Below are 22193 nucleotides of genomic sequence, written 5' to 3'. Positions count from 1 at the left end.
CGCAGAATAATTATCCGTGATCAGCCGCCACTGCCGTGAGATCCAGTGCTGCCACCAGGTCCTTGCTGTGTTGGTGGGTAGGGGTGGCCAAGAAGTCAGCTAGTGGTCGGCGCTCCACGAGCTCACCTTCAAAGAACACCGCCACGTCATCACTGACATAGCGGATTACATCCATGTCATGGGAAATGACCACGAGGCTTAGCCCCATCTGGTCGCGCAAGCGAAGCAACAGATCAAGGATATGGCGCTGGGCTACCGAATCCAGTGCTGAGGTTGATTCATCACAGATCAAAACCTGCGGCTCGGTCAGCAAAGCCCTGGCGATAGCTATCCGCTGTAGTTGTCCACCGGAACACTGTCCGGGCCTGCGGTCCAGTAATTCGTCGGGCAGTCCCACCTGAACCATGGCTTGCGCCATGCGTTCGTTTGCCTGGGATTCTGGTAAACGATGCACCGCTGCACTGATGGAAATGCGCAGTGAAAGCCGCGGGTCAAAGGATGAGTAGGGCTCCTGGGCAATGACCTGTACTCGCGTTGCCTTCTCGCTTTGTTGCCTGTCAATAATCTGTCCGGTCGTTGGCTGTTCCAGCCCTGCAAGGAGTCTGGCAAAGGTACTTTTGCCGGAACCAGAACGGCCCACAACTCCTAATACTTGCCCGCCATGAATACTTAGTGTGGTGGGCTGCAATGCGGCAGGACCTTTAGCCCGGCGGGTGTAGTTCTTGCTCGCGTCCACTGCTTCAAGCAGACAGACGGAACTATCTGTGCGCGGTCCACGTACCGAGGGCAGGCTAGCTTCGACAAGCTCCCGTGTTTTGGCGTGGCGGTCCTTGGAAAAGATCTGCGCGGTAGGGCACTGGTCAACAATCTGACCATCGCTGACCACCACGATGCGGTCAGCGATGTGCTGGACGCTGGCGATGTCATGGGTAATGAATAGAACTCCCACACCACGCTCTTGCTGCTTTCGGCGCAGCAGCTGCAACACCTCTGACTTGAGAATTGAATCCAGTGAGGACGTTGGCTCATCAGCCAGGATGAACTCTGGGTCAGCAGCCAAGGCAATGGCAAGCATGGCGCGTTGGGCCATACCTCCGGAGAGCTGATCTGGACGCTTTGAGGCAATATCCGCTGCAGGGGATAAGCCCACTTCTTCCAACAAGGTGCGAACCTGATCTTCGTGCTTACGGGCTTTGTTCGGTCCTCGGACACCCATGGCTTCGAGCAGGTGCGCGCGGACGGTCAGGCGCGGGTTCATCACGCGCTTGGGCTGCTGGAAAAGCATGCTGATGCGCCGTCCGCGCACAGCATCCAGCTCCTTGTCGCTGAGCTGATCAAGGCGTTGGCCGTCTAAAAGAATCTGCCCTTCGGCGTGCAGTGACTGCGGTAGCAGGCCAATAATCGCCTTGGTGAGCAGCGTCTTTCCGGATCCCGAGCGTCCAACAACCGCCACCAATTCGCCAGCTCGCAGTGCGCCGCGGACTTTGGAGAGCAGGGGTTTTTCACCAGCACTGACCGAAAGATCAATGAATTCAAGTTCTTTAGTCATGGGCTTCGGCCTTGGTCTCGGTAGCAAGAACGTCGTCTCCGCCCAGTACATGGGTAATTCGATTACCCAACAGGGTGACGCAGAAGCTCACCAGGAAGATCGCGGCACCCGGTGCAATTAGACCCCAGGGGGAGCGAATTGCATGAGGTTGCGCCTCGGCCAGCATGGAACCCCAGTCAGACTGCGGTGGCTGAACCCCAATGCCAAGGTAGGACAGCGAGCCGAGCAATACGAGCAACAATCCGAAGCGCAATGCAGCCTGGGCTAGAACCGGTCCAGCCACAAATGGCAACACATGATGGCGCAAAATAAACCACCGTGAAGCACCTACATGTTTCGAAGCTTCCACGTGGTGGGTGGACAATGCTTGGGCCGCCATTGAGCGCACCAGCCGGGCGGTAGGTGTCCACGCGACAACACCAACGGACAGAACCATGGTGAAGAACCCAGGCCCCATGACGGCGATGATCAACAGTGCAATGACAATTTCTGGCAGGGCGAGCAACAAGTCGTTGACGCGTAAGAAGAGTTCATCCAGCCACCCGCCACGCACAGCACTGAGCAGACCCAGTACCGTGCCCACCAATAGCGCGAACAACGTGGTGATCAGTGCTACCGACAGGGAGAACTGGCCGCCGTGCAGCACCCTGCTCAAAGTGTCGCGACCCAAAGAATCCGTTCCCAACAGATGGGCCAGGCTAGGTCCTTGAAGACGGTTCAGTAAATCTTGGGAGTCAGGATCATAGGGGGAAATCCACGGGGCAGCGACGGTCACGATCACCACTGCCAACAAGAAGAACGCGGGTGCAGAGAGCAGGATCTTTTTGAATATATTCTTAGCCATGTCGGACACCAATCCTCACGTTGGGATCGCTGAGTTTATGTACCAGATCAATGATTCCGGTAGTTAGTACGGCACAGGCCACGACCACCACCACGCCGCCCTGGGCTACCGGGATATCGGCATCCACAATCGCGTCAAAGATCAGCCGGCCCATTCCAGGAATGGCAAAGATGACTTCTACAATCACCGAGCCACCCAGCAATCCGGCAAACCAGACGCCGACCATAGTCCATAGGGGAAGTAACCCGTGAGGAACCACATGACGCACCAATGCTTGCGTGCTGCTTAATCCGCGGGCTCGTGCCGCGAGCACATGTTCTGAATCCAAGGCCTGCCGTACCCCTGAGCGCACCGCGACGGTAAAGAAGCTAATCGGGCGCAAAGCCAAAATGAATACCGGAAGCACCAGCGAGGCCGGGGAATCAAAACCTGCCGAGGGAAGTAGCGACCAGCGCACCGCGAAGAGCAACACTAAGAGTGGGGCCAGCGCGTACTCGGGGATAGCGATGAGCGCATGGGTCACCGAGGTGATCAGCCTATCTGGCCATGACCCGGCGCGGGTGGCCGAGATGACTCCCAAAACAATGGATACGGCGATGGCCACCAGTAGGGCACTGCCCGCCAAGGACAGCGTGACCGCTATGGCTGGCAAAACCTGGTCAGCTACCGGGGTGCCGCTGATATGGGAGATGCCCATGTCTCCGGTGACAAATCGACCGAGCCAGCGTCCAAACTGCACCAGCATTGGATCATGCAGACCGAACTGCTGTGCGTAGGCCTGTACGGTGGCCTCATCTGCGGCGCCGATGTCCATCCGGGCGCGCAACAGGGAGCGCACCGGTTCCCCGGGAGAAACAAAGGGGACCAGGAACACCGCGAAGGATGAAAGCAACACCGCTGCACAGAGTCCTAGGGCTCTGCGCAGCAAGGTGGACAGTGATAGCAACTTACTGAGTCTTTGCCAGATCCTTGGTCAGCACGTAGCGGGTCAGTGGATCCTGAACGTAGCCCTGTACTGAATTGCCCACCGCGTCGATGGCCTGCTCATTGACTAGCCACACGTTGGCCGCATCAGCGGCGAGGATATCGCCGGCCTGACGGTAGAGGTCATGGCGCTTGGTCTCATCGGTCTCGGTGGTTGCCTGAAAGATGAGCTTGTCGTAGTCCTTATTGCAGTAATGGCTCAGGTTGTAGCCACCCTCGCAGGTGTAGTCGGCCTGTAGGAAGCCAATCGGATCAGCGATATCAATCATGCGGTTGCGCTGGCTGAGGATCATGTCGTAGTTGCCCGCCAGTACATCAGGTTCGGCTGCCCCATAGGATTTGGTGACTACCTTGGCCGTCAAGCCGATCTGCTTGAACTGTTCCTGGATGATGGTAGCGACCCCGGCGAACTCGGCACGTTCGGTGATCGCGATGATCTCCAATGGCTTCTGCTGCTTGTAACCCGAGGCTTCCACCAGCTTCTTGGCTTCTTCAATGTTCAGTTGTGGCACGCCAAGCTCTGGGTTGGCCCAGCTTTCGCTTGGGGCAAAGGGGCCGGTGGCTGGCTGCGCAGCACCTTCATAGATGCTGGCTGCTATTGCTGGCAGGTCCATGGCCATTGTGGCGGCCTTGCGCAGATTGACGTCGTCAAAGGGGGCGCGCGAGTTGTTTAGGTACAAGGTCGAGGTGCGTGGTGAATCTGCTTTCAGCACGCTGATCTTGTCATCTGCTTCCAACGTGGCCAGGCTGGTAGCCGGGATGGACATGGAGATGTCCGCTTCACCGGTCTGCACCTGGGTGGCGCGGGTGGCACCGTCGGTGATGTAGCGGATTTCGCCGCCAGCCAGCTTAACCTCGCCGTCCCAGTAATTCTCATTGCGGTCCAAGGTTAAGGACTGTCCGGCTTTTTCCGACACCGGGGCAAAGGGGCCGGTGCAATGTTTCATCGGATCGATACCCTTGGCGGTGTATGCGGCAGGGGACAGGACCCCGGCGTTCACGCTGGCCATACGGTAAGGCAACAGCGGATCAGCAGCGGGGGTCGTCACGCGCACGGTATCGGCATCTGCTGCTTCTACCTTGCTGATGGTCTTAGGATTTACTGCGCGTGCCGGCGCGGTGGCTTTAAGCACGCGGTTCAGCGAGCCAGCGACGGCCTTGGCATCAAGAGCGGTTCCGTCCTGGAATTTCACGTTCTTGCGCAGCTCAAATTCCCAGACGGTGTCCGAGGCCTGCTTCCACGAAGTGGCGAGCATCGGCTCAACCTTCTTTGTGGTCTGGTCATACTTGGTCAGGGTTTCCAAGCAACCGGCAATAGAGAGCACATAGGCGTCATCACTTTCCAGGGCCCAGTTGGAAACTGGAGCACGGAAGTTTGCCACCACTGCTCGCGCGTCCGGATTCGCAGCTGCCTCAGGGGCCGGGCTGGAGGGGGTGGAGCTGCAGGCGGTTAGTGCCAGAGCAATAGCAGCAAATCCTGCGGCTGCGCTGAGTCGTCCAAACTTCATGGAAATCCTTCGGCATTACGTGATGAATTGGCTTCTAATGCGATAGCGCCTTGGTTAGCTTATCCTAAATTCATTGTTTCTCTTGAGGCTTCTTAACGCGGTGCGACATCCGCTGAAACTCAATAATAAAGAGACACGTAAGAGTACAAGTTGAGTAGTGCAAAGTTGGTGTGAGTTTTGGAAGATTTGCTCACGGTCAACTGAACACGTCTCAGCTCACATCTGCGTAGTCAACGTCCGCGGCATCCGCACCAGCGGTGCAGCAAGCCAAGATGCGAGGAGTAAAGGAACTATCAGGACCATCCAAGGCAGGAACCCAGGAACGGTTCCGTCCCCGGACTGGGTCAAGAGCCAGCCGATGAGCAGATTTCCAAGGAGCACCGCCAGACCGCCACAGCTGGCAAGTAAGCCGAAGTAGGAACCTGTGGGGTGTCCGCCGGCAAATTTAGGAACGAGCGATAACGCGGTGGGATGCACGCTCATATGCCCCAATGTCAGCAGAGTAACCGCGCACAGGATACGAGCCGGGCCGGTTTCGTTTCCAAAAACTAAGGCCGGGACGAAGGCAAGCACCCCGAAGCCCAGCGCGCTACACAGGTATCCAAACCGCAAAGTTGCTGCTGCTCCAATACGCCCGGCAAGCCGCGCGAGCGGCAGTTGTAGGGTCAGCGTCAAGATGGAGATCCACGCAAAAATCAGCCCCACCCACTGGGTGGGAAGCCCCAGGCGTTCCAGCTCCAAGGGGATAGCTAAGTAGAGCTGGTTATAGGCCAGTAGGTCCGAAGCGTGCAACCCGCAAAAGGCTACAAAGCGACGGTCAGTTAGACACCTGCGTAGACCACCAGGCGGAACTTCTTGCTTGGAGAGATCGTTTCTCTGTCCGGTAGGAGATTCTGCTGGGTTGGGCCGACGCAAAGCAATTGCCAGAAACAAACCAATGAGCACAAAGAATGCAGCCCCAAAACCTGCAACGGTGGCGAAACCCCAGCCCCAAAGCGCCGCCCCAACCAGCGGTCCGGTAACCGCACCGATTTCGCCGGTAATGCTCAACCAAGCGAAGAGAGTGGACTGTTTGGCTTGGGAATGTTGGTTGTGTTCGCGGGCAACTTGGGCCGCTGCCACCAGGATGTTCAAACCTGGGGAAAAGAGTGCTCCGCCAAATCCCGTGAGCAATGTTCCGAGAATGAACATCCAGAGTGTCGGGGCACCGCTCCACAAGGATGCGGACAGCGTGATGAACCCTGCCGCGCGTACTGCACAGCCAATGAGAATGACGCTCCGAGCGCCGAAGCGGTCTGCAAGGATTCCACCGGCAAGGAACAGTCCCTGCTGAGCGAAGGTTCTGATTCCCAGAATGAGACCTACTGCTGTTCCGGCCAAGAGGAAATCGTTAGTCAGGACAATCGCAAGAAAAGGCACCACGGCGTAGAAGCCGATATTAAACAATGTTTGGGTTCCGAGGAGTACCGGAACTTCAAATCGTGACGAGCTAGTTTTCATGGACCTCGGAAGTGCATTTAGTTACGGCGAATCGTGGGGCAGACCTATCCGACTTTAGTACCAGTCGCTCCTTTGGAGCGGTTTTGCGTACGTGGGGGATTTGCGGCACAGTGCTGGTGCTGAGTGACTCAGGCGTTGAAGTGCCTAACCTGGATGAACCTGGCACATGGTTGGAATTCAATTCAGTGCCGGCACCCAGGCCGCATTCTTCGTGGAGTCACGGCCAACAAGCATGCGCTACACCGGCTCTGCTTTGGGCATGACCTTCGGTGCTCCAATTCCGTTCTTGGCGGCATGGATATTCCAGAACACCGAAAACGGCACAGTAGCGTTGACGGCCATTGCGCTGTCCATCGTGGTGCTCTCGATGATCGCCACGATGACTCTGCCGGAGCGCTTTAAGCAGAAGCTAAACGAAGTGAACCAGCCTGCCTGAGTTCAAAGGATCAATTCAATAAGTAACTGGTGATGGCCGGGAACCGCATCCAACGGTTCCCGGCCATAGCAGTCATAACCAGCAAGGTGCGGTCCAAAGCCTAAAACACTCTTCAAGTCAGGGCTAGTCGTCCTCTGTCTGCGGAGGCTCGGTATCCGTACTTGTACCTGCTCCGGGGTCAAAACCTAAATTCCTCGTTTCAGGCAATGATACCCAGCCAAAGGAACCATATTCTTCGCTGGTCGACTCATCGGTGCCAAGGTCAGGATCTTGGGTGCCACCCAAGAAGTCCCGAGTTAAACTTTCCGAATCATCCATCAGCGCAGTTGCTGCATCTTCCACATGTTGCGCGCTGACGGACACTCCGGCGATGGCAGCGGACAAGATAGCCCGGCGAATCAACTCTCGGGTAAAGGACGCAGTAGTCCCTTCAGTCTTTTGAGCTACCGAGTCGATGGTTTCTTCTGGTAACTCAAGTTTGGAACCATACAACCGCAAGAGCGCCTTGCGCGCCTCATAGTCTGGGCGTGGAATCTGCACCGCAAGGTCGATTCGCCCGGGACGTTGTACCAGTGCGCTTTCCAAGGACTCTACCCGGTTTGTAGTGAGCACAAAGGAAACGTCGGCATCTGAATCTAGGCCATCCATCGAGTCCAGTACTTCAAATAGCAATGGTTGAGGGCCATTGCCAAAACTACGGTCTTCGGCAACCAGATCGCAGTCTTCCAACACCACGATGGATGGCTGCAACGCACGAGCCATGGCCGAAGCCTGCGAGACTAACGAGAGGGTATTGCCGTTGAGCAAGATGACGGTGTGCTCGGTGGCCGCCGAAGCAAGGTACCGAACCGTATGGGTCTTGCCCGTGCCAGGAGGACCATAAAGAAGTACTCCACGTTTCAGGTGGGCACCGTAAGCCAGCAAGGCTTCGCGGTGAGTCCCCACTCCCAATACTTGCTCTTCGATACGTTCGCGCAGACCAGCGGGCAGGATCAATTGTTCGCCGCTGATTGCTTCACGCTCATGAAAGGTGACTCCTGAATTTGATTCGGCGTACTCGCTGGCTTTGAAGGAGATGACATGACCGCGGTAAACGCTGGTGGTGCGCAGCCCTTCACGGAACTCGGCAAGGAACGCATCGGTGAGCTCGCTATTGACGCAGAGAACTTCTAGCGTCGCTTCCGGTTTGCCGTATTCCGGATTTGCCTGGCGCAGTAAGACAGCAATGGGTACTTGTTCGTAGCTGAACAGGTGGATCCCGAAGGAAAGGAACCGTCGTTGTTTGCCCGGTCCCACAGCCAACGAGGTGTATGAGGGCTCGCCTAGCACGCCGAAGTTTCCTTGCACTCCAATGAGGTCACCGAGGTCAAAATGGTGTCGATCTTGGCCTGAAAGTCCAACGAGTTTGGCTTCTGAATCGCGGGACGTCAGCCCGTCAAGAATGATGTTCGCGTCGGCTAGACGGTGGGAGCCGAAGGATTCAATGACAAGGGCAACCGTGCTCGGATCGACGCCTAGGTGTTCGGCTAAGACCGGGGCTAGGAGCTTTCCCTTGGGCTCCTGTTGGTATTCTTCGGCTAGCCGGGTGAGGTGAGTGAATGACCTCATGAACGTGCGTAGTTCTTCATCCATGACGAGAGAATACCAGTCAGGAGTTCTATAAAACTAGGGTCTGACTTAGCTGATGCACCGCAAGATGTTGGGATGTGGCCTGAGCTTATAGCTTCTGAATGGTGTGGCCCTTGTTAATGAAGCTCGTAGTGCGAGGCCCTAAGGAAGGTCGGCTTCTACAGACATGGTCTGTGCAGATCTACCGGACGAAGATGTCAAAAACTGATGGAACTCTGGTAGCTCTTCAAAGTGCTCCGTCATGGTGGGACACTGTGCATAAGGAGAGGCGTAAAGTTCCTCGCCTACGCCAGCGAAACATCGAACGCACAAGGGGCGAAATTCCATGTCGGAGAAAGAAGTTCTGAAGCAGGCTGACCGTGAAAGTCAGCTGACCCACTTGCCGCACTGGCGTTACATGCTCGGATCGCTGCGCACCGCCTTCAAATGTTCTTCCTCAGCGGTAGCCTTGGAGCTCTTTGTAGAGATAGGTGCTCTAGCGCAGGAAGCCAACCATCACCCAGATGTGGACTGGCGTTACGACACCTTGTTTGTGACGCTGGTGTCTCACGACGTCGGGGGAGTATCGCTTCGCGATACTCAACTGGCCGGGAAAATCTCTGATCTGGCACAAGAACATGGTGCCCAAGCAAACCTGAACCTGGCCCGCACGGTGGAAATAGCGATTGATACCGATGACCGGGAACAGATTGCCGACACCTGGCGTGCAGCCCTAGGGTACAAGGAGCAAGCCGATGGTAGCCTCACCGATCCCTATGGGCGCGGTCCCGCCATTTGGTTCCAAAACACCGAAACCCCGAATGCTAATCGTTTCCATCTGGACATTTCGGTGCCCCACTCACACCACGTGGATATTCTCGATGGTTTGAAAGAGGCCGGTGCACGGTTGAACTATGCTGACGCGCCGTCATTTACCGTGGCGACGGATCCACAAGGAAACCGCCTGTGCATCTGTACCGAAGCAGGGCGTACCGACTAAGCCTTAACCAATGGCAGACCGCGTCCAGTCCTGGACGCGGTCTGCCATTGGTCATTCATTCTTCGACTAGAGGTCTGCTAGATCTTAGACTCCCAGAGTCTCGCGTAGGCGAGTTACGTGACCGCGTGCTTCCACACCGTATTCCACGTGGCTGATCTTGCCTTCTGGATCAACTATCGCGGTGGAACGCAGGGTCCCGGTGAACGTATTGCCGTTCTTGGTGCGTTCTCCGTAGGAGCCGTACGCGGTGGCCACCGAATAATCGGTATCGGAGAGCAGGTCAAAGGTCAGCGATTCATCGGCTGCGAACTGAGCTAAGGCCTCTGGCTCGTCAGGAGAAATTCCAAGAACAACATAACCTGCGCTCTTGAGCGAATTCAGGTTGTCACGGAAATCGCAGGCCTCGATGGTGCATCCAGGGGTGGCTGCCTTCGGGTAGAAGTACACCACGACATTCTTTCCACGGTAATCGCTGAGCGAAATCGTTTCGCCCTGTGCGTTGCGAAGTGAAAAATCTGGTGCGCTATCGCCGACATTGAGCGGGATTGGCTGTGCGGTCATGTTTAATCCTTTTTGATCAAGTGATTTTCTTGCCCTTACTACGAACATACTGCGCTGCTTCGCAAGTCGGAAACGCAGGCTTAGCTACCTGGGGGATCCATCCCAGATAGTAGCGAGACAATCTCAACCAAATGGTGGATCCGGGGTGCGGAATCGGTTCTTAGAATCATATTGACCGCGAAGAATTCGACGTTCTTTGGCCGGTCAGCATGAGTGGATGACGAGAGGACCAAAACCGTGGAACAGCAGATTTCGCGAGGTACACAAAGTAGGCCGCAGCGTCCCTGGGTGGCCCTAGGAGTTCTTGCCGCCGGTCTCGGTCTAGTTGTTTTGGACGGAACAATTGTCAGTGTCGCTTTGCCACAGATTATCGAGGACATTGGGCTCAGCCTGACCGACGCTCAATGGGTTAACAGCCTCTACGCGGTAATCCTCGCGGCGCTACTGTTATCCACCGGCAAGCTCGCTGACCGCTTTGGACGTAAGAAACTATTCATCATCGGTGTGCTGGTCTTCGCAACAGGTAGCTTGGTCGCAGCGGGTGCCGGAACCGCAGGAGCACTGCTCGGAGCGCGAGCAATTCAAGCAGTGGGTGCCAGTTGCATCATGCCCTCCACGCTGTCCTCGGTCAACGCAATGTTTCAAGGCAAACAACGTGCTGCCGCATTCGGCATCTGGGGCGCGGTGATTTCAGGTGCCGCAGCTATCGGCCCACTAGCAGGTGGCCTGCTGACACAATATGCCTCGTGGCATTGGATCTTCCTAGTGAACCTTCCACTAGGGGCGCTGCTGTTAGTTCTAGCCATCATTTATGTTCCCGAAAGCAAGGGTGGACGTCCGCTACCCGGTGCAGATGTGGACGGAGCCATGCTCAGTGCCATCGGTATGGGCGCTCTAGTCTTTGCAATCATTCAAGGCCCACAGGTTGGATGGTTCACACCCACCGCAGACTTCGCGCTCGCCGGGTGGATCTGGCCCAGCAGCGCACCAATTTCATTAGTATTTGTTTCCTTGATCGTCGCAGCCGTAGCTTTGACATTGTTCGTTCGGTGGGAACTCCACCGTGAAAAAGTGGGACGTTCAGCCTTGTTGGATCTGAATCTCTTTCATATTGGTTCTTTCTCCTGGGGAAACCTGACGGCAACCACCGTGGCCATTGGCGAATTTGCATTGCTCTTTGTCTTGCCGCTGTATCTGGTCAATGCCTTGGGTATGAGCGTGCTGGGTGCAGGCGTTGTCTTAGCTGCTATGGCTGTCGGTGCTTTTGGCTCGGGTGCAGCCGCCCGTCATTTGGCAGCCCGACTGGGCTCCGCCGGTACGGTCCTTCTTGGTCTAGGACTAGAAGTTATAGGTGTGCTTGCATTGACCGGGCTGATCCGAGGGAACACTCCAGGGTGGCTCATCGCTATTGCGCTGGTAGTCTACGGAATCGGCTTGGGGCTGGCTTCGGCGCAGCTCACCGGCGCCGTTCTAGCCTCGGTACCGGTTGAGATTTCCGGCCAAGGCTCTGCCACCCAGTCCACCGTGCGGCAGATCGGCTCGGCCCTGGGTACCGCGGTTTCTGGTGCGGTGCTTTCGGCTGCACTAGCGATCACGCTTCCGGCCCAGCTAGCGGATCACGGCATCCCAGAGTCAAAGGCAACCCAACTGGCCGAAGCCACCACCCAAAGCGCCGGCACGACGATCACTCAACTACGTGTCCGTGGTGACTCCGCGTCGACAATTGATGCGCTCAGCGCAGGATTTGCTCAAGCCACGCAGCTGGCGATGCTGGTTGCCGCGGTCTTCTTGCTCCTAGGAGTACTTGGGGCATGGCAGCTACGCCGTTTACACCAGCTGCACGAAACTTCCACACGCTGAGCGCGAGCACGTAGCCGGGCTTACTTCTGCCGTTCCAATACCGCGCGTGTGCTGGCTTCCGGGGTGAGCTCAATGCGCCTGAGCAGTTGCGCATTGAGTGCCACGACCACCGTAGACAAGGACATCAAGACGGCTCCAACGGACATTGGCAGGATGAACCCAATCGGAGCTAAGACGCCGGCAGCAAGTGGGACGGACAGTAGGTTGTAGCCTGCTGCCCACCACAGGTTCTGTTTCATCTTGCGGTAGGCCGCTCGCGAGAGTTCAATGATTGAGAGCACGCTGCGCGGGTCTGAGCTTGCCAGAATCACTCCCGCCGAGGCGATAGCCACGTCGGTGCCGGCCCCAATAGCGATTCCCACATCTGCTTGGGCCAGAGCTGGTGCATCATTAACACCGTCACCCACCATGGCGACCTTCTTGCCTTCATGTTGCAGTGCGGAGACTTTGGCGGCTTTGTCTTCTGGCCGCACGCCGGAGAAGATCCGGTCAATGCCTAACTCCTTGCCGACCTTGACGGCAACTGCTTCCGCGTCACCGGTAATCATCACTACCTCTACGCCCAGTGCGTGCAGTGCTTCTACCGCGTCAAATGATTCGGGGCGGATCTCATCGGCGAGCTTGAGCGCCCCAATGACGTGGCCATCTTGCAGCACGTGAAGAATGATGGCACCTTCCAAACGCCAGGTATCGGCGATGGTTAGCTCGGATTGTCCTTCTTCGGATAGTAGGTGTGGCCCGCCGACACGGATTTGGGTACCCTCCACGGTGGCCGTCACTCCCAGTGCTGGTGATGAGCTGAAGTCGCTAGATGCCTTGATCTGCAGATTCTGGTTCTTTGCCGCACCCACAATGGCTTTAGCTAGAGGGTGTTCGCTGTCTGCTTCGGCTGCAGCTGCCAGGGCAAGCACCACATCAGCACTTAGCTGGTCAACTGGTTCAACTCCCGTCACCGTAGGCTCACCCTTGGTCAGCGTCCCGGTCTTATCAAAGAGCACCGCATCAACTATGCGCATCGATTCCAAAGCGAGACGATCCTTGATCAACACCCCACCGCGTGCGGAACGCTCGGTAGCGATGGAGACCACCAGCGGGATAGCAAGGCCCAAGGCGTGTGGGCAGGCAATCACGAGTACCGTGATGGTGCGGATGACTGCATCATCTGGGGATCCGAGCAAGGACCAAACAAGTGCGGTGATGACCGCAGCACCCAAGGCAAACCAGAACAACCAGGCGGCAGCCCGGTCAGCGATACGCTGAGCACGTGAGGTGGAGTTTTGTGCCTCGGTGACCAAACGATTGATACCCGCTAGCGCGGTGTCCTCACCGATGGCGGTGATTTGCAGGCGCACTCCGGAGTCGGTGGCTACGGTGCCGGCGGTGACTAAGTCACCTTGGCTGCGGCTGACCGTCCGGGATTCTCCGGTAATCATCGACTCGTCCATATCGGCCCGGCCATCAATGATAATGCCATCTGCCGGGACAGCACCGCCAGGTCTGATAATCACCACGTCACCCACTTGGAGGTCCGCCGGATCAACGCTCACGATCTGGTCACCCTCGACACGCTCGGCCTCATCCGGCAGCAGTGCCGCCAAGGAATCAAGCGCCGAGCTGGTCTGCGCCAAGGAACGCATTTCGATCCAGTGGCCCAGCAACATAATCACAACAAGAAGTGCCAGCTCCCACCAGAACTCCAGTTCATGATGAACCAGTCCAAGAGTGGCAGCCCACGAGGCGAGGAATGCGACGGTGATACCTAGCGAGATGAGCAGCATCATCCCGGGTTGACGCTTTTTCAGTTCTTCGAGACCGCCGGTGAGGAAAGGCCATCCGCCCCAGAAGTACATGACAGTGCCAAGCAATGCGGCGACCCACGTAGCTGCGCCGGGTACTGAATAACCAAGCAGCGAGGCAAACATTGGCGAGAAGAAAACCACCGGCACAGCGATCACTAAGTTGATCCAGAACAGTCTGCGGAATTGTCCTGCATGATCGCCGTGGCCGCCGTGGCCGCCGTGGCCGCCGTGGCCGGTATGGTCCATTTCGTGCTCGGGACCATGATGATGTTGGTGATCGTTGAGATCCTTCATCGTCGTGTCTCCTCTATCTGCCTATGGCAAGCCGGTCTGAAGTCTGGCTCAGTAGGTGCCATCGCTCAGGTATTGGTTGTTCACTCTCATGGCGGGGCATTTTCGTAAGTAGTGAAATCAAAGCCCCGCTCCCACAAGAGACCATATACCCCATAGGGGTATAAAGTAAATGTCTGTTGAAGCACGTTACAAGCAGTCTCGAACACTGTGGACTTGGCTCAGGGAAAGGGAATTAGCCGGTCTCGATAATTGGCACATTTGGCGTCGGATCAAAAGTGCCAAGTAGTTGTACCCGCGGAAAATTTCACTCAGCAAGTGATCTTGGGCAGTAAGTATTGCTCTGCGCCGAACAGGCCTCAATGGAGCTTGCGTGACTTGATAGTGAGTTGGGAGCCAAGATTTCCTTATTCGCGCCCGTATTGTTGAGCTCCGAATCTGCTTCCCTATTGCAGATAGGCAAGATATCCACCCCTGCAAGTGCTAATTGAGTGCGGAACTCTAAAGTCGAAGCGCGAACACAAGCTTGGTCCCTTCTGGAGAAGGGGTGGAGCGTTGAAGGCCAGCGATGATTTTGCCGAACGTGCCGGTAGGCGAGAAGAGTCGTTCTGAGAAGCGATGCGCCGCTGCGAGTCCAGAATTTACGCCAGCTGTGAAGAAGGGGCGGATTCCCTGACTTCTCACGCGGCATTCTTGCCATCCGGTGGGGGCTAGCTGGCAGACTGGGCTAAGCACAGTCAAGCAATGAATCTCCAAGGAGCAGCATGAGCATGTACGCCGTGACCAACCCATCCACCGGAGTCGTGGAAGCAACCTACCCCATAGCTTCGGACGAACAGATCCAGACCGCCATTTCAACAGCCCACCAAGCCTATGCAGGATGGTCCGTCTCAGCGCTGACCGACCGCGTAGCACTGCTTGAACGCGTGGCAGATATCTACGAGGCACGCGCAGACGAGCTGGCAGCGATCATCACCCGTGAAATGGGCAAGCCGGTCAAGCAGGCGTTGGGCGAGATTGGGATCGTGGCGGCCATCTACCGCTACTACGCGAAGAACGGCCCGAAGTTCCTGGAAGACGAAGAGCTGGAAATCGCCTCGGGCGGCAAGGCGCTGGTCCGCAAGGAAGCTGTTGGTGTGCTGCTGGGCATCATGCCGTGGAACTTCCCCTACTACCAGGTGGCCCGCTTCGCGGCCCCGAACCTGATGAACGGCAATACGGTGCTGCTTAAGCACGCCCCGCAGTGCCCAGAGTCGGCGTTGGCGATGGAAGAGATCTTCCGGGAGGCAGGTGCCCCACAGGGTGCGTATGTGAACATCTTCGCCACCAATGACCAGGTCGCAGACATCATTGCCGACCGCCGAGTGCAGGGTGTCTCACTGACCGGTTCCGAACGCGCCGGTTCGGCCGTGGCGGAGATTGCCGGACGCAACCTGAAGAAAGTCGTGCTCGAGCTGGGCGGCTCGGATCCGTTCCTGGTGCTCGAAGACGCCGATGTGGCACGTTCGGCCAAAATGGGAATGCGCGCACGCTTTGGCAACACCGGCCAGGCCTGCAACGCGGCCAAACGCTTCATCATCGATTCTTCGGTGTATGAAGACTTCTCCAAGGCGCTGACTGAGCAGGTTGCCACCATCAAGGTGGGGGATCCGACTCAGGGGGAGAACTTCCTCGGCCCGCTATCCTCGGCTGCCGCACGTGACGGTTTAGCGGCTCAGGTGCAGGACGCCATTGATAAGGGCGCCACGGTGCTGACCGGAGGCAAGACTATCGAAGGTGACGGCGCGTTCTACGAACCGACCATTCTTGCCGGGGTAACCCCGGAAATGCGTGCCTTCTCCGAGGAACTCTTTGGACCGGTAGCCGTGCTCTACAAGGTGGAGGGCGAAGAGGAAGCCGTGGAGCTGGCAAACAACAGCGAGTATGGTTTGGGCGCTTCAATTCATACCAAGGATCTGGAACGCGCCGAACGGATCTCCGCCCGGTTGCAAAGCGGCATGGTGGCCATCAATGAGCCTTCGGCCACCTTCCCGGAACTGCCTTTTGGTGGCGTGAAGCGTTCTGGTATCGGACGCGAACTTGGCAAGTACGGCATGGATGAGTTCGTTAACCACAAACTGGTGAAAATCGCCGGTCGCTAGCCGATCGATGAATAACAAGAGCCCTGTTCTCTGGATGATTTTCCGGAGAGCAGGGCTTTTGTACGTGCTACCGGCTAAACGCCGAGTTCTTCACGCAGCCGGGCGACATGGCCCTTGGCGTCTACCGCGTATTCCACGTGGCTGATCTTTCCTTCGGGGGATACGACGGCGGTGGAGCGCAGGGTGCCCACAAAAGTCTTTTCACCGAAGCTCTTCTCTCCGTAAGAGCCGTAGGCTTTGGCCACCGCATTATCCGGATCCGAAAGCAACGGGAAGTTCAGCGACTGGTCGGCGGCGAATTTCGCGATTTCTGCTGGCTCGTCCGGCGAGATCCCCAGAACCGTATATCCGGCCCCTTGCAGTGAATTGAGGTTGTCGCGGAAGTCGCAAGCTTCGGTGGTGCATCCCGGGGTCGCGGCCTTGGGGTAGAAATACACGATGACGTTTTCACCTGCGTAGTCCGCAAGCGAAATCGGAGTGGAGGTTGTATCGAGCAGGGTGAATCCGGGTGCTTCTTGGCCCGGAATTAGCGGTGTGCTTTGCGCGGTCATAACTCCAACTTTCGTATAACGGTAATTAGTTTCCATCTTATGATTTCTACCCGCTCATGGCTAGAGCCTGATTTCGCCCAGTCCAGCCGACCGGCTGACTGATCTGGGGAGGGGTAAATTCACCGTAAGTTAGGGAAAATTTAATGATTGGTAAAAATCAATCGCAAGGATGATATTCAATGTCGGAGGTAAGGGTTAGACTGACATTCGCTCTCGAATCTCCCTGCTCTTAATCCGAAGATGCAGGATGATCCTGGAGCTGATGGAGTGAGGACAACAATCACATGCTTCTGAAGATCATCCTCAGACACAGCAAACCCTACGCCGGTTGGATAACCGCCGTAGTGATCTTGCAGCTGGCCACCACCATCGCCACGCTGTACCTACCAAGCCTGAATGCAAAGATCATCGATGTAGGTGTGGTCGAGGCGGATATCGGCTACATCTGGCGCACCGGCGGAATCATGCTCGTCGTAGCCTTCGTGCAGATCATCACCGCCATTGGTGCGGTGTATTTCGGTGCGAAAACCTCTATGAGTATTGGCCGCGACATTCGTCAGTCGGTCTTTGTGAAGGTATCTACCTTCTCCGCTCAAGACGTGAATAAATTTGGTGCTGCCACACTGATTACTCGTGGCACCAACGACGTGCAACAAGTTCAGATGCTTACGCTTATGGCACTGAACTTCATGATTACCGCACCGATCATGTCAATCGGTGGCGTGATCATGGCGATCCGTGAAGATCCAGGACTGTCCTGGCTCGTCTGGGTATCGGTACCCCTAGTACTTATCGTGGTCGGCATCCTTGTGATCAAGTTGATGCCTCTCTTCCGTGACATGCAAGGACGTATTGATGGGATCAACGGTGTGCTGCGTGAGCAGATCACCGGCATCCGCGTGGTCCGCGCCTTTGTCCGCGAAAAGCACGAGACCGAACGCTACGCGGACGCCAACCAGGAGCTCACTACGCTCGGCGTTAAAGTTGGCAACCTGTTCGTGCTGATGTTCCCTGCCATTTCCATGATCCTGCACCTTTCCACTGCGGCCGTGCTGTGGTTTGGTGGACACCGTGTTGATAGCGGAGTCGTTGAGGTCGGCGCGCTGACTGCTTTCCTGCAGTACATGCTCCAGATCCTCATGGCGGTCATGATGGGAACCTTTATGGCCATGATGGTTCCGCGCGCTATGGTTTCGGCGGACCGTATTGGTGAGGTGCTGGGTAGCGATCCAAGCATGCAGGATGCCGAAAACGTGGCAATCCCTTTGCCCACCCCAGGCACCGTGGAATTCCGCAATGTCAGCTTCGGTTACCCGGGGGCTGACGCACCGGTACTCTCGGATGTTTCTTTCGTAGCCCAGCCGGGACAAACCACCGCAATCATCGGTTCGACCGGTGCCGGCAAGACCACATTGCTCAATCTGATCCCACGTCTCTACGACGCTACCGAGGGAGAAGTCCTTATTGGTGGGGTCCCGGTACGTGATCTCGGTCGAGATCAGCTGGCGCAGAATATTTCTGCGGTTCCACAACGTCCGTACCTGTTCTCTGGAACCGTGGCCAGTAACCTGCGCTTCGGTGCAAAAGATGCCACAGAAGAAGAACTCTGGGAGGCGCTGCGCATCGCGCAGGCTGATGACTTTGTCTCCGAGCGTGAGAATGAGTTGGAATCAAAGATCGCCCAGGGCGGTACCAACGTTTCAGGCGGACAGCGTCAACGACTATGTATTGCTCGCGCCTTGGCAGCCAAGCCAAACACGTACCTGTTTGATGATTCTTTCTCCGCCTTGGATGTGAGCACGGATGCCAAGTTGCGTGCGGCGCTCGATGAACCAACCAAGGACGCGGCGGTCATTATCGTGGCCCAGCGCGTCTCAACAATTACCGGTGCAGACCAGATTTTGGTGTTGGAGCACGGGGTGATTGTTGCCCGGGGTACTCACGAAGAACTTCTGGAGACCTCGGAAACCTATCAAGAAATTGTTTCATCCCAGCTCAGTGCCGAGGAGGTGGCCTAAATGGCAGCGAAGAAAAAAGGCAGCGACAAGCAAGCCCAAGTTGATACCACCCTCGCAGAGGTAGACGAGTTTGAAGTGGCCGCCGCTTCCGGCGGCTGGGAGGAAACTCCGGTCCGTAAAGCTGCGCATTTCTGGCCTTCGGCTAAACGACTGATCGGTCTGATGGGACCCTACAAGGTAGGGATGAGCGTTGTCTTCGCTCTCATCACCGTGTATGTGGTGCTGTCGGTAATTGCGCCGCGAATTCTTGGCCGTGCCATGGACGTCATCTTTGCCGGCATGATCGGTAAGAACATGCAGGTGCCACCTGGCACGACCGCGGACCAGATTGTTCAGGGAATGCGTGATGCCGGTGAAACTACCCAGGCTGACATGCTTTCTCGGGTTGATTTTGTCCCTGGACAGGGTATCGATTTTGCTCAGCTCTCGCGGTACATCCTGTTGGTGCTGGCCATGTACTTCGTGGCATCGATTTTCTCCTGGGTTTCGGGCTGGTTACTGAACAAACTCGTTATGCGAGTCGTCTACAACCTGCGTAAGGATGTGGAAGATAAGATTAACCGCCTTCCGCTGAACTACTTCGACACCCGTCAGCGTGGAGACATCCTCTCCCGTGTGACTAACGACGTGGACAACATCCAGAATGCTTTGCAGCAGGCGTTGAGCCAGCTGGTTCAGTCGATTATGACGGTGATCGGCATCGTGATCATGATGTTTGTGGTCTCTTGGCAGTTGGCGCTGATCGCTTTGGTCGCTTTGCCGCTCTCCGCAGTGGGTGCAGGCTTCATTGGTTCTAAGGCGCAGAAGCTATTCACCGCGCAGTGGAAGAATACCGGTGCGCTCAACGGGCAGATTGAAGAGTCCTTCTCAGGTCACGAGCTCATGAAGGTCTTCGGCCGCGAAGACGACATGGTGGAACGTTTCACCGAACGCAACGAGGAACTCTACAAGGCAAGCTTCGGTGCACAGTTCGTATCGGGCATGATCATGCCGGTGATGAACTTCGTGTCATACCTGTCCTATGTGGGTATCGCAGTCGTTGGCGGCCTGCGTGTGGCCTCCGGCTCGATGAGCCTGGGTGATGCCACCGCATTCATCCAGTACTCACGTGAGTTCACCCAGCCGCTGGGGCAGATTGCCGGTGTAGCAAATATGCTGCAGTCCGGTGTTGCCTCGGCAGAGCGTACCTTCGAACTGTTAGACGCCGAGGAACAAGAACCTGAAGAGGCGAAACAGCAACTTCCGGCACGCACCGACGGGCACGTTTCCTTCGAGAACGTGAGCTTCTCCTATAACCCGGAGCAGCCACTGATTGAGAACCTGTCATTTGATGCAGATCCGGGGCACACAGTGGCCATTGTCGGTCCTACCGGCGCGGGTAAAACTACGCTGGTGAACCTGGTGATGCGTTTTTACGAGTTGAACTCGGGGCGCATCATGTTGGACAACGCGAATATCACCGACCTGTCACGTGCAGACCTGCGCTCGAAGGTCGGTATGGTGCTGCAGGATGCGTGGCTCTTCGGAGGCACCATTATGGAAAACATCCGCTACGGCCGCCTGGACGCCACGGACGAGGAAGTGTACGAGGCCGCGAAGGCGACCTTCGTTGACCGCTTCGTGCGGGCACTTCCAGACGGTTACGACACCATCATCGATGAGGAAGGCACCAACGTATCGGCCGGTGAAAAGCAGCTGATCACCATTGCCCGCGCGTTCGTGGCCAACCCCTCCCTGTTGATCTTGGATGAGGCGACCAGCTCGGTGGATACGCGTACCGAAGTTTTGGTGCAGCACGCCATGGCGGCACTACGCAGCGACCGGACCAGTTTCGTCATTGCGCACCGCCTGTCCACGATTCGTGATGCCGACACCATTTTGGTGATGGAGTCAGGCAAAATCGTGGAGCAGGGCAATCATGAGGAACTGCTCACTACCCAGGGTGCCTACTACAACCTGTACCAGTCGCAGTTTGCCGGGCCGGCCGAGGATGTGGATGCAAATCCCGACACCTCGGCAGTTCCGGTAGCCGCTGGCACCCCGGTTCCTGGCGCAAAGACCCCTGATACGGTCACTGAAACCGAGTAGTACCAGCAAGACACGAGTCATGCCGCGACGGATGGGAGCTATTCCCAGTTGTCGCGGCATGACTGTTTTCTGGATGATCATCAGGAATTTTTACTTGTTGGCTCTGAGTAGATGGGGAAAGCTGAACCCAGGGGCCAAGATTGTGTTCAGAGCCCAAGGAATCAAGCGGAGATCACTACTTATTTGAAGTTCAAAATGGTAGGTTATTAGAAACTTTAAAAACTTTAAAAACTTTAAAAAAATTAAAGACTTCAAAGGAGTGCTCGTGGTTACCGCCAAAAATCCATTCAAACCGACGGCAGGCGCTAGACCTCCGATGCTCGTCGGGCGGGCTGAACTTCGCGAGGACTTTGCCGAAAGTATAAGCAATGGTGCTGGCGCACCAGGACTGCTTTCCATATATAGCGGCCCGCGGGGAATCGGCAAAACCGTCATGCTCGGTGAAATCGAAGACGAGGCGATTGAGCACGGGTGGATGGTAATCTCGGAGACCGCTACAAAAGGGTTGGTGCAAAGAATCGGAGCCGCGGTTCAAGCAGCAAAAGAGGAATTCATTGAAGGACCAGCTGGAAGACGGATCACTGGGTTCACTGTAGGTCCATTTTCCCTTGAATCAAGCGCGCCAGAAAAACGTGAAATGCATTGGCGCAGAACGCTTACGGAGCTGCTTCAGGAACTTAACAGCCATGGTACTGGGCTTTTGATTACTGTAGATGAGATTCATGCAATTGATCGCGACAACCTTGCTGAGATTGCTGCCGTAGTTCAACACATGATTCGTGAGGATCTACCGATTGGACTCGCCTTCGCCGGATTGCCCAAAGCCGTAGAAGATCTTTTGAATGAAGGCGTTTCTACTTTCCTGCGTCGCGCTGAGAAATACGACTTGCATTCGGCATCTATCGAAGAAGTTGCCAGTGCCTTTCGGCAGACATTTAGTGAAAGTGGCGTCGTTGCTACTGAAGAGCGCATTCAACAACTTGCCGAAGCTACTGGCGGTTATCCATTTTTAATCCAACTCGTTGGTTACCATGTATGGAGCCAAGCGGTACGTGACGGCCACGAGGTGACGCAGAAGGCATTGACTGCAGGGCTTGCCAAAGCGCGACGTCGAATGGGAGCCACGGTGGTCGAATCGGCATATCGATCACTTTCAGTCATCGACCAGTCCTACCTGCTGGCAATGGCGGAGGACGAAGGACCGTCGAAGACCAGTGAAATTGCGCAACGTTTGGGCGTTACCCAGGTTTATGGTGGGCAATACCGACTGAGATTGTTGGCGGCCGGCATTATCGAGGTGGCCGGACATGGGCAGGTTAGTTTCGCCGTTCCAACGTTGCGAGAGTTTCTACGCGAACAGCCAGGGTATAAGGCCGTGGTTCACGATCCATTAGGTGGTGTAACTTCAGCGGACTGACAAATTAGCTTGCCTGACGTGAATCTCCCGGCGCCTCC

The 22193-nt window shown here is 56.3% G+C and carries 16 protein-coding genes; 7 read left to right on the top strand and 9 right to left on the bottom strand.

Going from position 1 to position 22193, the window contains the following annotated elements; genetic code table 11:
- Window positions 1-10 precede the first annotated feature (10 nt).
- The 5 genes from IEX04_RS02680 to IEX04_RS02660 form a co-directional block, all read right to left on the bottom strand.
- The gene (locus tag IEX04_RS02680; protein ID WP_170947731.1) at window positions 11-1549 is read right to left on the bottom strand and encodes an ABC transporter ATP-binding protein; all 1539 of its coding nucleotides are present in this window, start codon (window positions 1547-1549) and stop codon (window positions 11-13) included.
- Complete coding sequence (locus IEX04_RS02675) at window positions 1542-2393, bottom strand: ABC transporter permease (protein WP_229676967.1); 852 nt, start codon at window positions 2391-2393, stop codon at window positions 1542-1544. The genes IEX04_RS02680 and IEX04_RS02675 overlap by 8 nt, the downstream gene beginning before the upstream one ends.
- Complete coding sequence (locus tag IEX04_RS02670) at window positions 2386-3339, bottom strand: ABC transporter permease (RefSeq protein ID WP_188683486.1); 954 nt, start codon at window positions 3337-3339, stop codon at window positions 2386-2388. Before IEX04_RS02670 ends, IEX04_RS02675 begins: the two co-directional genes overlap by 8 nt.
- A gap of 1 nt (window position 3340) precedes the next feature.
- Entirely contained in the window at window positions 3341-4885 is a 1545-nt protein-coding gene (locus tag IEX04_RS02665; RefSeq protein ID WP_188683484.1) for an ABC transporter substrate-binding protein, read from the bottom strand.
- Between the two features lie 216 nt (window positions 4886-5101).
- Window positions 5102-6385: an MFS transporter gene (locus IEX04_RS02660; RefSeq protein ID WP_188683482.1), complete on the bottom strand. Its 1284-nt coding sequence runs from the start codon at window positions 6383-6385 to the stop codon at window positions 5102-5104.
- Between the two features lie 166 nt (window positions 6386-6551).
- On the opposite strand from IEX04_RS02660, the gene IEX04_RS02655 reads away from it, so the two are divergent.
- The gene (locus IEX04_RS02655) at window positions 6552-6821 is read left to right on the top strand and encodes a hypothetical protein (protein WP_188683480.1); all 270 of its coding nucleotides are present in this window, start codon (window positions 6552-6554) and stop codon (window positions 6819-6821) included.
- Window positions 6822-6944: 123 nt separating this feature from the next.
- On the opposite strand, the gene IEX04_RS02650 is transcribed toward IEX04_RS02655, so the two are convergent.
- The gene (locus IEX04_RS02650) at window positions 6945-8453 is read right to left on the bottom strand and encodes an AAA family ATPase (protein WP_188683478.1); all 1509 of its coding nucleotides are present in this window, start codon (window positions 8451-8453) and stop codon (window positions 6945-6947) included.
- A gap of 322 nt (window positions 8454-8775) precedes the next feature.
- Between IEX04_RS02650 and IEX04_RS02645 the strand changes: the two genes are divergently transcribed.
- Entirely contained in the window at window positions 8776-9429 is a 654-nt protein-coding gene (locus IEX04_RS02645; RefSeq protein WP_188683476.1) for a 4a-hydroxytetrahydrobiopterin dehydratase, read from the top strand.
- 84 nt (window positions 9430-9513) lie between these two features.
- Here IEX04_RS02645 and bcp (IEX04_RS02640) read toward each other — a convergent pair whose 3' ends face one another.
- Entirely contained in the window at window positions 9514-9990 is a 477-nt protein-coding gene (gene bcp / locus IEX04_RS02640) for a thioredoxin-dependent thiol peroxidase (protein ID WP_188683474.1), read from the bottom strand.
- A 237-nt stretch (window positions 9991-10227) separates the two neighbouring features.
- On the opposite strand from bcp (IEX04_RS02640), the gene IEX04_RS02635 reads away from it, so the two are divergent.
- Window positions 10228-11850: an MFS transporter gene (locus IEX04_RS02635; RefSeq protein ID WP_229676966.1), complete on the top strand. Its 1623-nt coding sequence runs from the start codon at window positions 10228-10230 to the stop codon at window positions 11848-11850.
- Window positions 11851-11870: 20 nt separating this feature from the next.
- Here the strand turns inward: IEX04_RS02635 and IEX04_RS02630 are convergent, their stop codons facing one another.
- The gene (locus IEX04_RS02630; RefSeq protein ID WP_188683472.1) at window positions 11871-13943 is read right to left on the bottom strand and encodes a heavy metal translocating P-type ATPase; all 2073 of its coding nucleotides are present in this window, start codon (window positions 13941-13943) and stop codon (window positions 11871-11873) included.
- A 761-nt stretch (window positions 13944-14704) separates the two neighbouring features.
- Here IEX04_RS02630 and IEX04_RS02625 point away from each other — a divergent pair.
- Window positions 14705-16081 carry an NAD-dependent succinate-semialdehyde dehydrogenase gene (locus tag IEX04_RS02625; protein ID WP_188683471.1) on the top strand — a complete coding sequence of 459 codons (1377 nt, stop codon included), beginning with the start codon at window positions 14705-14707 and terminating at the stop codon, window positions 16079-16081.
- Window positions 16082-16155: 74 nt separating this feature from the next.
- Here IEX04_RS02625 and bcp (IEX04_RS02620) read toward each other — a convergent pair whose 3' ends face one another.
- Window positions 16156-16668 carry a thioredoxin-dependent thiol peroxidase gene (gene bcp, locus IEX04_RS02620; protein ID WP_229676965.1) on the bottom strand — a complete coding sequence of 171 codons (513 nt, stop codon included), beginning with the start codon at window positions 16666-16668 and terminating at the stop codon, window positions 16156-16158.
- 248 nt (window positions 16669-16916) lie between these two features.
- Between bcp (IEX04_RS02620) and IEX04_RS02615 the strand changes: the two genes are divergently transcribed.
- The 3 genes from IEX04_RS02615 (at window position 16917) to IEX04_RS02605 (ending at window position 22155) form a co-directional block, all read left to right on the top strand.
- Complete coding sequence (locus IEX04_RS02615) at window positions 16917-18650, top strand: ABC transporter ATP-binding protein (RefSeq protein WP_188683469.1); 1734 nt, start codon at window positions 16917-16919, stop codon at window positions 18648-18650.
- On the top strand, window positions 18651-20738 hold the full coding sequence (locus tag IEX04_RS02610; RefSeq protein ID WP_188683467.1) for an ABC transporter ATP-binding protein: 2088 nt from the start codon (window positions 18651-18653) through the stop codon (window positions 20736-20738).
- A 265-nt stretch (window positions 20739-21003) separates the two neighbouring features.
- Window positions 21004-22155 (top strand): ATP-binding protein, encoded by a 1152-nt coding sequence (locus IEX04_RS02605; RefSeq protein ID WP_229676964.1) that lies wholly within the window; start codon window positions 21004-21006, stop codon window positions 22153-22155.
- Window positions 22156-22193: the final 38 nt, after the last annotated feature.

Source organism: Glutamicibacter ardleyensis (assembly GCF_014644555.1).
Classification (GTDB): Bacteria; Actinomycetota; Actinomycetes; order Actinomycetales; family Micrococcaceae; genus Glutamicibacter; species Glutamicibacter bergerei.
The sequence above is the reverse complement of the archived record's forward strand: the minus strand, read 5'-3'. Positions and strand labels throughout refer to the sequence as shown.

What these genes read in the sequence shown, in the direction of transcription:
- IEX04_RS02610 (WP_188683467.1), top strand. Translation starts at nt 18,651, where the DNA reads ATGGCAGCGAAGAAAAAAGGCAGCGACAAGCAAGCCCAAGTTGATACC.
- IEX04_RS02675 (WP_229676967.1), bottom strand. Translation starts at nt 2,393, where the DNA reads ATGGCTAAGAATATATTCAAAAAGATCCTGCTCTCTGCACCCGCGTTC.
- IEX04_RS02660 (WP_188683482.1), bottom strand. Translation starts at nt 6,385, where the DNA reads ATGAAAACTAGCTCGTCACGATTTGAAGTTCCGGTACTCCTCGGAACC.
- bcp (WP_229676965.1), bottom strand. Translation starts at nt 16,668, where the DNA reads ATGGAAACTAATTACCGTTATACGAAAGTTGGAGTTATGACCGCGCAA.
- IEX04_RS02650 (WP_188683478.1), bottom strand. Translation starts at nt 8,453, where the DNA reads ATGGATGAAGAACTACGCACGTTCATGAGGTCATTCACTCACCTCACC.
- IEX04_RS02615 (WP_188683469.1), top strand. Translation starts at nt 16,917, where the DNA reads ATGCTTCTGAAGATCATCCTCAGACACAGCAAACCCTACGCCGGTTGG.
- IEX04_RS02645 (WP_188683476.1), top strand. Translation starts at nt 8,776, where the DNA reads ATGTCGGAGAAAGAAGTTCTGAAGCAGGCTGACCGTGAAAGTCAGCTG.
- IEX04_RS02630 (WP_188683472.1), bottom strand. Translation starts at nt 13,943, where the DNA reads ATGAAGGATCTCAACGATCACCAACATCATCATGGTCCCGAGCACGAA.
- IEX04_RS02665 (WP_188683484.1), bottom strand. Translation starts at nt 4,885, where the DNA reads ATGAAGTTTGGACGACTCAGCGCAGCCGCAGGATTTGCTGCTATTGCT.
- IEX04_RS02625 (WP_188683471.1), top strand. Translation starts at nt 14,705, where the DNA reads ATGAGCATGTACGCCGTGACCAACCCATCCACCGGAGTCGTGGAAGCA.
- bcp (WP_188683474.1), bottom strand. Translation starts at nt 9,990, where the DNA reads ATGACCGCACAGCCAATCCCGCTCAATGTCGGCGATAGCGCACCAGAT.
- IEX04_RS02655 (WP_188683480.1), top strand. Translation starts at nt 6,552, where the DNA reads ATGGTTGGAATTCAATTCAGTGCCGGCACCCAGGCCGCATTCTTCGTG.
- IEX04_RS02680 (WP_170947731.1), bottom strand. Translation starts at nt 1,549, where the DNA reads ATGACTAAAGAACTTGAATTCATTGATCTTTCGGTCAGTGCTGGTGAA.